The organism is Shewanella corallii (genome assembly GCF_023349125.1).
GTDB classification, from domain to species: Bacteria; Pseudomonadota; Gammaproteobacteria; order Enterobacterales; family Shewanellaceae; genus Shewanella; species Shewanella corallii.
The window spans coordinates 40,257-54,950 of record NZ_JAKIKT010000012.1; the positions used below are offsets into that span (position 1 = coordinate 40,257).

The 14,694-nt window shown below is 51.9% G+C and carries 12 protein-coding genes; 11 read left to right on the forward strand and 1 reads right to left on the reverse strand.

Features of this window, described 5'->3' with window-relative positions; all coding sequences use genetic code 11:
* Positions 1-220 precede the first annotated feature (220 nt).
* From L2725_RS20990 to yihG (L2725_RS21015), 6 genes are all read left to right on the forward strand, one after another.
* Entirely contained in the window at positions 221-2,362 is a 2,142-nt protein-coding gene (locus L2725_RS20990; RefSeq protein WP_249250767.1) for a M3 family metallopeptidase, read from the forward strand.
* A gap of 187 nt (positions 2,363-2,549) precedes the next feature.
* Positions 2,550-3,356, forward strand: a complete 807-nt coding sequence (locus L2725_RS20995) for a tetratricopeptide repeat protein (protein ID WP_249250769.1) — start codon at positions 2,550-2,552, stop codon at positions 3,354-3,356.
* 171 nt (positions 3,357-3,527) lie between these two features.
* The gene (locus L2725_RS21000) at positions 3,528-4,010 is read left to right on the forward strand and encodes a glutathione peroxidase (protein ID WP_249250771.1); all 483 of its coding nucleotides are present in this window, start codon (positions 3,528-3,530) and stop codon (positions 4,008-4,010) included.
* Between the two features lie 10 nt (positions 4,011-4,020).
* Positions 4,021-4,482: a MarR family winged helix-turn-helix transcriptional regulator gene (locus L2725_RS21005; protein ID WP_249250773.1), complete on the forward strand. Its 462-nt coding sequence runs from the start codon at positions 4,021-4,023 to the stop codon at positions 4,480-4,482.
* Positions 4,483-4,664: 182 nt separating this feature from the next.
* A complete protein-coding gene (gene yihG / locus L2725_RS21010; protein ID WP_249250775.1) occupies positions 4,665-5,546 on the forward strand; it encodes a 1-acylglycerol-3-phosphate O-acyltransferase, YihG family in 882 nt (293 codons plus the stop codon).
* 24 nt (positions 5,547-5,570) lie between these two features.
* A complete protein-coding gene (gene yihG / locus L2725_RS21015) occupies positions 5,571-6,518 on the forward strand; it encodes a 1-acylglycerol-3-phosphate O-acyltransferase, YihG family (RefSeq protein WP_249250776.1) in 948 nt (315 codons plus the stop codon).
* A gap of 83 nt (positions 6,519-6,601) precedes the next feature.
* On the opposite strand, the gene L2725_RS21020 is transcribed toward yihG (L2725_RS21015), so the two are convergent.
* The gene (locus L2725_RS21020; RefSeq protein WP_249250777.1) at positions 6,602-7,063 is read right to left on the reverse strand and encodes a 2-thiouracil desulfurase family protein; all 462 of its coding nucleotides are present in this window, start codon (positions 7,061-7,063) and stop codon (positions 6,602-6,604) included.
* Between the two features lie 290 nt (positions 7,064-7,353).
* Between L2725_RS21020 and L2725_RS21025 the strand changes: the two genes are divergently transcribed.
* The 5 genes from L2725_RS21025 (at position 7,354) to prpF (ending at position 14,378) form a co-directional block, all read left to right on the forward strand.
* Entirely contained in the window at positions 7,354-8,082 is a 729-nt protein-coding gene (locus L2725_RS21025; RefSeq protein WP_249250778.1) for a GntR family transcriptional regulator, read from the forward strand.
* 10 nt (positions 8,083-8,092) lie between these two features.
* A complete protein-coding gene (gene prpB / locus L2725_RS21030; RefSeq protein ID WP_249250779.1) occupies positions 8,093-8,965 on the forward strand; it encodes a methylisocitrate lyase in 873 nt (290 codons plus the stop codon).
* Positions 8,966-9,112: 147 nt separating this feature from the next.
* Positions 9,113-10,240: a bifunctional 2-methylcitrate synthase/citrate synthase gene (gene prpC / locus L2725_RS21035; protein ID WP_249250780.1), complete on the forward strand. Its 1,128-nt coding sequence runs from the start codon at positions 9,113-9,115 to the stop codon at positions 10,238-10,240.
* A 100-nt stretch (positions 10,241-10,340) separates the two neighbouring features.
* Positions 10,341-12,953, forward strand: coding sequence for a Fe/S-dependent 2-methylisocitrate dehydratase AcnD (gene acnD / locus L2725_RS21040; protein ID WP_249250814.1), 2,613 nt, complete (start codon positions 10,341-10,343; stop codon positions 12,951-12,953).
* Between the two features lie 228 nt (positions 12,954-13,181).
* The gene (gene prpF / locus L2725_RS21045; RefSeq protein WP_249250781.1) at positions 13,182-14,378 is read left to right on the forward strand and encodes a 2-methylaconitate cis-trans isomerase PrpF; all 1,197 of its coding nucleotides are present in this window, start codon (positions 13,182-13,184) and stop codon (positions 14,376-14,378) included.
* Positions 14,379-14,694 lie beyond the last annotated feature (316 nt).

Consider the following 14,694-nt stretch of genomic DNA (forward strand, 5'->3'; position numbering starts at 1 on the left):
TTGAAAACTTGCTTCAAAATTAAGTAAATACTCAAGTAAATCAATTGATATATTGAAATCAAGATTTCCTGTTTTTGTTTAAATTTTGCTTGTCGGATGAAAATGAATTGGACACAATCCAAGAGCTTAACCCTAAAAGCAACAAGGTTTTCACCAGACATTAATCCCGTCTGAACCGTGGACCTCCTCAAGCATTACAATAACAATCAGGAAATCAAACATGCATAAGAGCCTACTCGCCCTGGCTGTGGGAAGCGTTTTGCTTCTCGGCGGCTGCGCTCAGTACAATCAGATCTCGGAAACTGCCAAACAGGCACAAACCTTGACTGCAAATAATCCTTTCTATGCTCCAAGTGCATTGCAATATCAGGCTCCTGATTTTGCCGCAATCCAGAACGAGCATTTTGAACCCGCCCTGCTGCAGGGCATGGCTGAACAGAAAGCCGAAGTACTGGCTATCGCCAACAACCCGGACGCCCCAACTTTTGCCAATACTATCGTCGCCCTGGAAACCAGTGGCGAACTACTTGGCCGGACTTCCCGGGTGTTCTATAACCTGACTGGCTCCAACTCCAATCCTGAACTGCGCACACTACAGGGTAAAATGGCGCCTCTGATGTCTGCCCATTCAGACGACATCAACCTCAATGCCAACTTGTTTGAGCGGGTAGATACTCTGTATGACAACCGCCATGAGCTGGACCTGTCTGCTGAGGAAGTCCGACTGGTAGAGGTTTACCATCAGCGCATGGTGCTGGCCGGCGCCAAATTAACCGAAGCTCAGAAAGCAGAGATCCGCAAGCTCAACAAAGAACACTCCCAGCTGACCGATGAGTTCCAACAACGTTTGCTGCGCATGACTAAAGAGATTGCCGTAGTGGTGGATACCGAAGCCGATCTGGCCGGTATGTCTGATACAGCGATTCGCATGGCAGCCGATGATGCAGAGGCTGCCGGTCACAAAGGCAAATACCTGCTGAGCATTACCAATACCACCCGTCAGCCTGTGCTGTCTGTGCTGGAAAACCGCGAACTGCGCCAGAAGGTGTGGGAAGCCTCTGCCAATCGAGGCCTGGAAGGCGACAATGAAACCGCCTCTCTGGTTGCCCGTCTGGCACAGCTACGAGCCGAGCGCGCGGCACTGCTGGGCTTTGATAACTGGGCCAGCTACCGTCTTGCTCCACAAATGGCGGAAACACCTGAGGCCGTATATAAGCTGTTTGGCACCATGGTCCCCAAGGTTGTCGCCAACGCCAACAAAGAAGCTGCTGATATCCAGGCGATGATCGACAAGACTGGTGGCGATTTCGAACTGAAGCCATGGGACTGGGCCTTCTACGCCGAGCAGGTGCGCGCCGAGAAGTATGCGCTGGATGAAGAGATGACCAAGCCATACTTCGAGTTCGAACGTGTACTGGAAGACGGCGTGTTCTACACCATTAAAGAGCTGTATGGCGTGACCATGAAGCCACGTCCGGATCTGCCGGTTTATCATCCTGATGTGAAAGCCTATGAGATGTTCGACGAAGATGGTACCAGCATGGCTATTTTCTACGCTGACTACTTTGCCCGTGAAGGCAAACGTGGTGGCGCCTGGATGAGCTCTTTCGTTGGCCAGTCTACACTGACAGGTGAAAAGCCTGTGGTAGTGAACGTGATGAACATTAAGAAGGCACCGGACGGCGAGCCGACCTTTGTCAGCTATGACGAAGTGACCACCATGTTCCACGAAATGGGCCATGGTACCCACGGCATGTTCTCCAAGGTGAAGTATCCAAGCCTGGCAGGCACCTCAGTATCCCGTGACTTTGTTGAGTTCCCTTCCACCTTCGAAGAAGACTGGGCCGCTCATCCGCAGGTGCTGGCAAACTATGCCCGTCACTATGAGACAGGTGAGCCTCTGCCAAAAGAGTTGCTGGACAAGTTGCTGAAATCGCGCAGCTTCAATCAGGGCTTCGACACCCTGGAGTACATGTCGGCAGCTCTGGTGGATCTGGAATGGCACTCACTCAAATCAGGTACGCCACTGCAGGATGTCGAGAGCTTTGAAGCCAAAGCTCTGGAAAAGCATGGTGTGAATATCGAGGCGATCCCACCACGTTATCGCTCAACTTACTTCGCCCACGCTTTCCCGGGTGGCTACAGCGCCAGCTACTACGCCTATATGTGGTCAGAGATTCTGGCAGCTGACGCTTACGCCTATGTGCAGACTCAAGGCGGTCTGAACCGCGAGATCGGCATGAAGTTCCGTAAGACGATCCGTGAAGTGGGTAACTCAGTACCACCGATGGAAGCTTACAAAAACTTCCGTGGTCAAGAGCCAACCACGGATGGCCTGCTGAAGCGTCGCGGTCTGAAATAGCCCCTGCCTACAGGACATAATCAAACTAAAAAGGTTGGCTGCTGCCAACCTTTTTTATTTTCCCGCCTTAACAAACCAGGTATCTGCCAAAACTGGATGCCGTGACGCATTTCGCCGCAGAAGCCAATGATAAAATCATGACAAACAATTACTTAGAATCAACTAATACAGAGTAACCGCAACTGCTATGAAAAGAACATTAACCGCTCTTGCGGCGCTGTGTCTGTCAGCTGCCGCCTCCGCCGACTCCCTGCAAACCGCAATGGAGAAAATCACCAAAGGCGAATATCAACAGGCTTATCAAGAGCTACAACCGCTGGCGCAGGCGGGTAATGCTGAAGCTCAGTATCAAATTGGCGTTATGCATGCCCGCAGCCGTGGCGTCGCCATGAACAACAGTGAAGCCGCAAATTGGTTCGAAAAAGCAGCCCGGCAGGGTCATGCTCAAGCTCAATACGATCTGGGGATGAGCTATTCGTTGGGCCGCGGTGTGACTCAGAGTAATGAAACAGCGGTTGAATGGTTTGAAAAAGCCGCCAAGCAAGAGCAAGCGGGCGCTCTGTTCCGTCTGGGCAACATGTACGAAAACGGTGTTACCCTGGCTCAGGATGATAAGCAGGCACTGGAGTTCTATCAAAAGGCTGCCACACAGGGTCATTCCGAAGCGCAGCTTAATCTTGGCATGATGCTCACCAGCGGCAAAGGCACAGATGTGAATCATGAGCAGGCGGTAAATTGGTTCCAGCAATCAGCGGAACAAGGTAACGCCATCGCTCAGAACAACCTGGCCATTATGTATGCGCTGGGTAAAGGCACCACCAAGAATGAAAAGCTGGCTTACATGTGGGCTAATCTGTCTTACTACAATGGTGGCGAAGGTGATGAGATTGTCGAAATCCTCAACCACACCATGAAATTCGGCGACATCCGTCAGGCACAGAAGATGACTGAAGAGTGCCTGGAGAAGAACTTCCGCGGCTGTAGTCAGAGCTAACACCTTCAGAATAACAGCGCCTTTTTTGAAGGTGCTGTTGTTTTCTGTACAAACCTCAACTTCCTTTGAATCGATTATTTCAATTACAGCGATCCCAAAAATTAAATTGTACACAATTCAATTTTGCGCAATCATCTAAAAACAAATAACCCGCTATCCAAAGGAATGTCCATGAGCAGCGTTTACGACTTCAGTGCCAACACAATTACCGGCGACAGCAAAAGCCTGAGCGACTATCAGGGCAAAGTGCTGTTGATTGTTAACACCGCCAGTAAGTGTGGGCTGACGCCTCAATTCAAAGGGTTGGAAGAGCTGTACCAGGCATATAAAGACAATGGGCTGGAGATACTTGGCTTTCCCTGTAACCAGTTTGCCAGTCAGGATCCCGGCAGCGAGTCTGAGATCGCCGAATTCTGTCAGCTGAACTATGGTGTCAGCTTCCCCATGTTCGCCAAAATAGAGGTTAATGGCGATAACACCCACCCTCTTTACCAATATCTGAAACAAGAGGCACCCGGGTTAATGGGTTCCAAGTCTATTAAGTGGAACTTCACCAAGTTCTTGGTTAATGGCGAAGGTAAAGTGCTTAAACGATTTGCTCCTACTGATGCACCGGAAAAGTTGACCGCAGACATTCAAAAACTGTTGAGCTGAGGTAATCCCCTTGAAATCAGTCAATACAGCGATGGGAACAAACGCCCCCAGACTGGATGACCAGCTATGTTTCCTGCTGTATACAGCATCACGCGAAGTAACGAGGCAGTATCAGCCCGTGTTAAAGGCATTGGATCTGACCTATCCGCAGTATCTGGTGATGTTGGTACTGTGGGAGCAGTCAAAGCCGATCAGCGTCAGTGAAATAGGTAAGCGACTTCATCTCGACTCAGGAACTTTGACTCCCCTGCTGAAACGCCTTGAGCAGAAGGCAATTATCACCCGACGCAGGAATGACAGGGATGAGCGTCAGGTCGATATTCAGTTGCAATCAAAAGGTCTGGAAATGAAGCGTCACGCAGCGGAGGTTCCCGGTAAACTGCTTTGCCGGTTTGATGATGCACAACTTAAGCGGCTTCAGGAGTTACGGGAAGAGCTTAAGTCGGTACTGGGCCTGCTGATTAATGAGTAAACCTCAGACAGCCAGGGGCTAATGACCTTTGAAGATAGTTTTTGCTGATTTTAAGCAACTGACTAACTTTGTTGTGATTACGCCCCGAAAATCCGGGTTTGACCACTAAAAGCCTTTCTTGATTTGAGGAAAAACCCGCCAGCGAGTAACATAATGCTCCCTAATTTGTCAGGAGATAGCGGATGTCGAAGCTGTTGTCACAGCTCAGGGGAAGCATTGTTTTTGTGGGCTATGTGGTAAATACACTCTTTTGGGCCACCCCTCTGTTGCTGGTTAGCTTATTCAAATTGCTACCAATTAAACCGCTGAGAAATCTCTGCAGCCGTCTTCTGGACTGGCTGGCAAGCTGCTGGATCTGTGGCAATAGCTTTATGGAGAAGCATTTTCATCCAGTAAAGCTGACTGTTACCGGAGACGCCCAATTGAGCAAAGACCAATGGTATATGGTGATTGCCAACCATCAGTCCTGGGTGGATATTCTTATCCTTCAGCGCGTTTTTAACGGCAAGATTCCATTTCTGAAATTTTTCCTCAAACAGGAACTGATCTATGTTCCCGTGCTGGGTCTTGCCTGGTGGGCACTGGACTTCCCCTTTATGCGCCGTTACTCCACCGCTCAATTAAGGAAAAACCCCAAGCTCAAAGGCAAAGATATTGAGATTACCCGTAGAGCCTGCGCCAAATTCAAGCATCAGCCTGTCAGCGTCATGAACTTTGTCGAAGGCACTCGCTTTAAACCGGTAAAACATGACAAGCAAAACTCCCCTTACCAACATCTGTTACGTCCCAGAGCCGGAGGCATGGCGTTTGCTTTGTCTGCCATGGCTGAAATCGATAAACTGGTCGATGTGACTATTTGTTACAATGATGGCGTTCCCAGTTTCTGGGACTACATATGCGGCAATGGTGGTGAAATCCGTATCAATATCGAGTTACGTGAAATTGGTGACAGTATGCGGGGGGACTACCAAAACGATAAGGAATTCAAAAAACTGTTTCAGCAACAGCTGAACCAGATTTGGCAGCACAAGGATGAAGTGCTCAGTCAGCTGCAAGCTGGCTGAAACTGAGCGAGGTTATTACTAAATATGCTGAACTTTCTACCGGGACCTATTCTATTTGCACTCAGCAGTACGCTATTGGTCATTAATACCTTTGTTTGGGGTGGCCTCATCTCCATAGGCGGTATCCTCAAACTGTTTGTTCCCTGGCAGGGTGGCCGTCTGGCTATGTCCAACTTGATGAATCGCTTCATGTGGGCCTGGGCTACCGGCAATGGCGGCATTCTCAAGCTAATCGCAAAAATTGACTGGGACGTTCAGGGACTGGAGCAACTGAGCAAAGACTCCTGGTATCTGGTGATCAGTAACCACCTGAGTGGTTTTGATATCGCCGCACAATCCTATGTATTGCGTAACCACATTCCTATGCTTAAGTTCTTCCTGAAAAAGGAACTCCTCTATGTACCTGTTCTGGGGCTGGGCTGCTGGGCACTGGATATGCCCTTTATGAACCGCACCAGTGCGGCCAAACTCAAAAAGAACCCCAAGCTCAAGGGTAAAGACCTCGAATCAACCCGCAAAGCCTGTGAGAAGTTCCGCCGTATTCCCACCAGCATCATGAACTATGTGGAAGGCAGCCGCTTCACTGAAGAAAAACGTCGTCGCCAGAACTCACCTTATCGCTATCTGCTGAAACCAAAAGCCGGCGGTATCGCCTTTGCACTTTCAGCCATGGGACCTCAGTTTACCAACCTGTTGAATGTGACAGTGGTGTATCCGGATGCGCCCCGGGACATCCTGGCTGGCGCCATGCAAGGTAAGGTACAAAAAGTCGTGGTACGGGTAGAAGCCATGCCGGTTCCTGAAGTGGATGCCGATCAATACTTCAGCGATGCGGCCTATCGTGCCAACTTCCAGCGCTGGCTCAATGGTGTGTGGGCCGATAAGGATGAGCTTATCCACCAGCTGTTACTGGAATATGATGCCGATACTGACAGCTATCCTCAGCTTGTAGAGCAAAGCCCATCGCACTGATAACACTTCTCTAATGAAGAAAAAGCCAGAACCCAGTTCTGGCTTTTCTTTTTTGGTATAAATGACTCCGGTCTTGCCGATGCTCACCCTTCCAACTGCCGAAGGAAAGCCTGCGCCTGATCCAACTCAAGCTCAGTAAACACCTTAATACCCGCTTGCTTGAGTCTGGCAGCAGTTAAACCATCACCTTCAATCAACGTCCGGCTGAAACTGCCGTCATAAACCTGATTACTGCCACATGAGGGGCTGCGGGCTTTCAATATTGCCAGTTTCACCCCATGCTCACTGGCAAGCTTAAGCGCCAATTCGGCTCCAAGGCGGAATTCCCGCGTAACATCCACACCTTCATGGGTTATCACTCTGTCACCTTGCTGCTCAGCTGGGGCTCTGGGCGTTGGTAAGCCACCGGCCATTTCCGGGCAGAAGACCAATAGCCTCCCCTGAGACTGCCACTGGCTAATACAGGCGTCGGTCAGACCATTATCTTTACCGTCGTAACGTACCGGATTGCCCATCAGGCAGCTGCTGATCAATATCTTTTCCATTTCAGTGTTATCTCATTGCCCTTACCAATACCGCGCCTTGGTGACTACCACCATATTAACCCGCGATATATCTTCCAAACAGAGGATTGTCTTTTTTGCTGCTTATGGCAGGAAACCCACCAATATTGTCAACAATAAAAATCCATCAAACCCAACCCAATACCATCAAAACATTATTTATCAGTATCTTAATTTTAAATTTACACACCAAAGGTTACCTTTTGGTTAATTCATTGTTGACAATGAGCACGATAAAGCCTAGTTTTTAAGCACCAACATCAGGGGGTGATATGGATTCGGTCACACTACACAGGGAACAGGACAAAGATGCTGACAAACAGGCCAAGCCGGGCCGTTTGGTGGATCAGGTGCTGGTTGAACTGCAGACCGATATTATCAGGGGCGAACTGGCTCCTGGCAGTAAGATAAACGAACAGGATATCGCCCAGCGTTTTGGTATCAGCCGGGGCCCTGCCAGAGAAGCGCTGCAGGCTCTTGAGCGACAACGCCTGGTTGTTCGCGCCCCCCATATAGGTGCCAGAGTCGCGCATCTCACCATAGAAGAGCTCAATGAGCTTTATCAATTACGCAGCGTGCTTGAAGCCATGGCCTGTGAACTGGCCGCCAAAAACATCACCCCGGAACAATTAGCCAAACTCAAATCCCTGATAAAAACCCAGCAGGCAGCACTTGCCAGCGACGACCCCTATTTTCAACAACAGGGGGATGTGGATTTTCACTATCAGATTATTCAGGCCAGTGGTAACCGCCATCTGCAGGAAACTCTGGTGGGTGGTCTGTACCATCTGCTGCGTATGTACCGATTCCAAACGTCCAACCGTAACCGCCCTGTAGAAGCCATTGCAGAGCACAAGGCCATAGTGGAAGCCATTGCCGGGGGTGATGGCGAGCTGGCCGCTCTGTTGATGCGCCGTCATATCGAACGGGGCCGCATCAGCACAGAAAACAAACTTAAAGCTATGCAACAGGCTGAAGGCCTGTCGTCACTCAATCAATAAGGAAAAGCAAATGAGCGCAGGATTAAGATTCCGTCAGGCGCTGGCCAATGCCAGACCACTGCAGATTATAGGCACCATGAATGCCTACTTCGCCAAAATGGCTGAGCAAACTGGTGCCCAGGCACTGTATCTGTCCGGCGCAGGCGTCGCCAATGCCTCTTATGGTCTGCCGGATCTGGGGATGACCTCGATGAATGATGTGCTGATCGATGCCGGTCGTATCACCTCTGCCACCGACGTACCATTGCTGGTCGATATCGATACAGGTTGGGGTGGCGCGTTCAACATCGCCCGAACCATCAAAGAGTTCGAAAAAGCCGGTGTTGCTGCTGTGCACATGGAAGATCAGGTCGCTCAAAAACGCTGTGGTCACAGACCCAACAAAGCCGTAGTCAGTACCGAAGAGATGGTAGACCGTATCAAGGCGGCAGTTGATGCCCGCACCGACGACAACTTCGTGATTATGGCCCGCACAGATGCAGTAGCCGTAGAAGGTCTGGATGCAGGAATCGAACGTGCCCAGGCGTATCTGGAAGCCGGCGCCGACATGATCTTTGCCGAAGCACTGACCGAACTGGATCAGTACACCCGTTTCCGCCAAGCGGTAAAAGCCCCAATTCTGGCCAATATGACAGAGTTCGGTAAAACGGAGCTGTTCTCTACCAGCCAACTGGCAGATGCCGGTGCCGATATGGTGTTGTATCCACTGAGCACCTTCCGCGCCGCTAACAAAGCCGGACTGGAAGTGATGCAGGCACTGCTCAATGACGGTCATCAGCGTGCTGTTGTGGATAAGATGCAAACCCGCGCCGAGCTGTATCAGTTCCTGGGTTATCACGACTTTGAAAACAAGCTGGATCAGCTGTTCAGCGAAGGCAAGTAAGCAAACCAAATTCAAACACTGAGCCGGACCCATACCCTGTATGGCAACCCGGCCACAGCAGCATGGGCAAGATGCCTGAAGTCGTTGCTGATATTGCCCCGGAGATAACCGGGGCGACATAAGAACGAACGCAAGAGGGAAAGAGCAATGGTCGACAAGAAATTAGGTGGCGCGGGTCTGCGTGGGCAATCAGCCGGTGAAACAGCACTGAGTACTGTGGGTAAATCGGGTTCAGGCCTGACCTATCGTGGTTATGACATCAAGGATCTGGCAGCCAATACCCGCTTCGAAGAAGTGGCTTATCTGATCCTGTACGGTGAGCTGCCAACTCAGGCTCAGCTGGATGATTATCGCCTGAAGCTGAAAGGCCTGCGCGGTCTGCCACAGGCTCTGAAAGACGTACTTGAGCGCATTCCTGCCGATGCTCACCCTATGGATGTGATGCGCACAGGCTGCTCCATGCTGGGTAACCTGGAGATGGAAAATGACTTCTCCGAGCAAAGCGATATCACCGATCGTCTGCTGGCCGCTTTCCCATCCATCATCTGCTACTGGTACCGCTTCAGCCATGATGGCGTACGCATTGAAACTGAGACTGATGATCAAGAGATTGGGGCTCACTTCCTGCATCTGCTGCACGGCAAGAAGCCATCACAGCTGCACGCCGATGTAATGAGCTCATCGCTTATCCTGTACGCCGAGCATGAGTTCAATGCCTCAACCTTTACCGCTCGCGTGTGTGCGTCCACCCTGTCTGATATGCACTCATGTGTCACAGGTGCCATTGGTTCTTTGCGCGGCCCACTGCACGGCGGTGCCAACGAAGCAGCCATGGAGCTGATCCAGGATATGAAAGATCCGGTCGACGCCAAGACCACACTGAAAGGCATGCTGGATCGTAAAGAAAAGATCATGGGCTTCGGTCACGCCATCTACCGTGAGTCAGATCCACGCAATGCCATCATCAAAGAGTGGTCTGCCAAGCTGGCCGATGAGTTTGGTGACAGCCGTCTGTACGATGTCTCTGTCGCCTGTGAAGAGCTGATGTGGGATGAGAAGAAACTCTTCTGTAACGCTGACTTCTTCCACGCCAGCGCCTATCACTACATGGGCATTCCAACCAAGCTGTTTACTCCTATCTTTGTGTGCTCACGGGTCACCGGCTGGGCTGCCCACGTGATGGAGCAACGTGCCAATAACCGCATCATCCGCCCAAGCGCTGACTATGTGGGTGAAGAGCCAAGAGAAGTGATGCCAATAGCCGAGCGTGGTTAACTGCCGGATACGGCTAGTCACTCTCTGCCATGGCAGGCGCGGCTAATTAATAGGCAGCGCCTGCCCTTTTCGATCCTGAAGTATGGATGATGCCATGACAATCAACAGCCTTTATCGCAAGCCCTTGCCGGGTACAAACTTAAGCTACTTCGACACCCGTGAAGCTGTCGACGCTATCAGCCCCGGCGCTTATGACAAACTGCCATACACATCCAGAGTGCTGGCAGAAAACCTGGTTCGCCGCTGCGATCCCAATACCCTGACTGACTCGCTGAAGCAAATTATCGAACGTAAGCGCGAAATGGACTTCCCCTGGTTCCCTGCCCGCGTGGTGTGCCACGACATTCTGGGACAAACCGCATTGGTGGATCTGGCCGGTCTGCGTGACGCCATCGCAGACAAAGGTGGCGATCCTGCCAAAGTTAACCCAGTGGTTCCAACACAGCTGATCGTCGATCACTCACTGGCAGTGGAACATGCAGGTTTCGAAGCCGATGCCTTTGAGAAGAACCGCGCCATCGAAGACAGACGTAACGACGATCGCTTCCACTTTATCAACTGGACCAAAACCGCCTTCCGCAATGTGGATGTGATCCCGCCGGGTAACGGCATCATGCACCAGATCAACCTGGAGAAGATGTCTCCTGTGATTCAGGTGAGAGATGGCATCGCCTTTCCGGATACCTGTGTCGGTACCGACAGTCATACCCCGCATGTGGATGCGCTGGGCGTGATCGCCATCGGTGTTGGCGGACTGGAAGCCGAAAGCGTCATGCTGGGCCGCGCTTCCTGGATGCGCTTGCCGGATATCGTCGGGGTTGAACTGACGGGTAAGCCAAAGCCGGGGATAACCGCGACGGATATCGTGCTGGCCCTGACCGAATTCCTGCGTAAAGAGCGGGTGGTAGGTGCTTATCTGGAGTTCTTCGGCGAAGGTGCTGCCGCCCTGACCCTGGGCGATCGTGCCACCATCTCCAATATGACGCCTGAATATGGTGCCACAGCGGCCATGTTCTATATCGATGATGCCACCATAGATTATCTGAAACTGACCGGTCGCGATGACAAACAAGTCGCACTGGTAGAGCAATATGCCAAACAAACCGGCCTGTGGGCCGATAGCCTGCAGAACGCCGAATATGAGCGTGTACTCAGCTTTGATCTCTCCAGCGTAGTACGCAATGTGGCAGGTCCTTCCAATCCTCATGCCCGCGTTGCCACCAGCACCCTGGCGGAAAAAGGCATTGCTGCAGACTATCAGGAAGCGGACGGTCAGATGCCGGATGGCGCCGTTATCATTGCTGCTATCACCAGCTGTACCAACACCAGTAACCCACGCAATGTGATTGCCGCCGGTCTGCTGGCCCGCAACGCGGTGGAAAAAGGCATGGTTCGCAAGCCGTGGGTGAAAACCTCTCTGGCCCCCGGCTCCAAGGCCGTTGAGCTGTACCTGAAAGAAGCCGGCCTGCTGCCACATTTGGAAGCCCTGGGCTTCGGTATCGTGGCTTTTGCCTGTACCACCTGTAACGGTATGAGCGGCGCACTGGATCCCAGGATCCAGCAGGAAGTTATCGACAGAGATCTCTACTCAACCGCGGTACTGTCAGGTAACCGTAACTTCGATGGTCGTATTCACCCCTACGCCAAGCAGGCATTCCTGGCATCCCCACCTCTGGTGGTCGCATACGCCATCGCAGGCAGTGTGCGTTTCGACATAGAGAAAGACGTGCTGGGCAATGATGCCAATGGCAACCCTGTGACACTGAAAGATCTCTGGCCATCTGATGAAGAGATCGATGCGGTAATCAAAGAGTGCGTTAAGCCGGAGCAATTCCGTCAGGTGTACGAGCCTATGTTCGATCTGAGCGTTGACTATGGCGAGCAGAACGATCCTCTTTATCAGTGGCGTCCGCAGAGCACCTATATCCGCCGTCCACCGTATTGGCAAGAAGAGGGGGAAGGTGCAATGGCTCAGGAGCGTACGCTCAAGGGTATGCGCCCACTGGCGGTGCTGGGTGACAATATCACCACAGATCACCTGTCACCTTCCAACGCCATTCTGGCCAGCTCGGCCGCCGGTGAATATCTGGCGAAAATGGGTCTGCCGGAAGAGGACTTTAACTCTTACGCCACCCACAGGGGCGATCACCTGACCGCCCAGCGCGCGACCTTCGCCAACCCCAAGCTGTTCAATGAGATGGTGCTGGAGAATGGACCCGATGGCACGGCGCAGGTTAAGCAGGGCTCACTGGCACGGGTTGAGCCGGAAGGCAAAGTCACCCGCATGTGGGAAGCGATTGAAACCTATATGGATCGCAAGCAACCCTTGTGCATTATCGCTGGCGCAGACTATGGCCAGGGCTCGAGCCGTGACTGGGCCGCTAAAGGGGTGCGTTTGGCCGGTGTTGAAGCCATTGTCGCAGAAGGTTTTGAGCGCATTCACCGCACAAATCTGATCGGCATGGGCGTACTGCCACTGGAGTTCCAGCCGGGCACCACCCGCAAGACTCTGGGGATAGACGGCACTGAAACCTTCGATGTGGTTGGCGAGCGGGTACCGGGTACCACTCTGACTCTGCTGGTACACAAGGCCGACGGTCAGACATTGGAAGTGCCGGTGAAATGCCGCCTGGATACCGCTGAAGAGGTCTCTATCTACGAGGCAGGTGGTGTACTGCAGCGCTTTGCCCAGGACTTCCTGGCTAACGCTTAATATGAATAACCTCTTTGCGCGATCCTGAATTCCAGGACCTGGGGTCTGAGATGCATGTGTAGAAGCTACATTGCGCCTCTCAGACCCGACATCGCGCAAAGATATTTGTTCATCCGTTTTAAGACAGATAAAGCAGTGTCAGTCACTGCCAGGAACTTTCCAAATTCATCCTGAATTCCGTAAGACAGGCCCTGTGTTGCCAGGTAGTCAGGACATAAGGAACTGATAATGACGTTCAAACCTCAAATTAAGGTCCCGGCGACCTATATGCGCGGTGGCACCAGCAAGGGCGTATTCTTCCGCTTAGGCGATCTGCCACAAGAGGCGCAAACACCGGGACAAGCCCGTGATGCCTTGCTGATGCGAGTGATCGGCAGCCCGGATCCCTACGCCAAGCATACCGATGGTATGGGGGGCGCCACCTCAAGTACCAGCAAATGCGTCATCATGAACACAAGCGCAGTGCCGGATCATGATGTGGACTACCTCTATGGACAGGTGGCCATAGGAGAGGCCTTTGTCGACTGGAGTGGCAACTGCGGTAACCTGTCGACAGCAGCAGGTGCCTTTGCCATACACGCAGGCCTGATTGACCCGTCCCGGGTACCGGAGAACGGCATCTGTGAAGTACGTATCTGGCAGGCCAATATAGGCAAAACTATTATCGCCAGAGTGCCTGTCACCAATGGAGAGGTTCAGGAAACCGGTGATTTCGAGCTGGATGGTGTCACCTTCCCCTCAGCTGAAATTGTGCTGGAATTTGTTGACCCTGCCGATGGAGAAGGGGCGATTTTCCCAACCGGTAACCTGGTCGATAAGCTTGAAGTGCCAGAGGAATTAGTCACTGATGGCGTACTCAATGCCACCCTGATCAATGCGGGCATCCCCACTATCTTCGTTAATGCCGATGAGTTGGGATACACAGGCGCAGAGCTGCAGGACGTGATTAATGGTGATGCCAAGGCGCTGGAGCGATTTGAAGCCCTGCGCGCCCACGGTGCAATCAAGATGGGGCTGATTAACTCTCTGGAAGAAGCCAAGACCCGCCAGCATACTCCCAAGATTGCCTTTGTCTCCCCGGCCAAAGACTATGTCTCTTCAGCGGGTAAACAGATAAAGGCTACAGATGTAGAGCTACTGGTTCGCGCATTGTCTATGGGTAAACTGCACCACGCCATGATGGGCACCTGCGCCGTCGCCATAGGTACAGCGGCCGCAATTCCGGGCACTTTGGTGAATCAGGCTGCAGGTGGCAGTGAGCGTCAGGCCGTGACGTTCGGACACCCCTCAGGCACTCTGAAAGTGGGCGCCGAGGCCAGCTTGGTTGATGGTCAGTGGCAGGTCACCAAAGCGATTATGAGCCGCAGTGCCCGCATACTGATGGAAGGTGCCGTACGTATTCCTCAGGAGACATCCCTTCCGTAACCACGGCCTATTCACAAGATTTGGATAAGCCCCAAGGCTGAACAGAAGCAGCGCTAATGCTCGGTTCAGCCTTTTTTCGTTCAACGATAAAAGCTAATACTCAATAATGCAGCCAAGTTCACACCAAGCTGAATAATTCTAAATTTCACACCTTCACAGCACCAATATCCAGTACAAGACAACACAACAGCACATCCACCCAGTCACGTATAAACAACTGACAAATAATGTTTTTATGAAGCCATCTTGTTCGCTGCGTCAGCCAACATATTTCCCCTCGCAACACATGTATCACACTTGACACAAGTGTTAATAC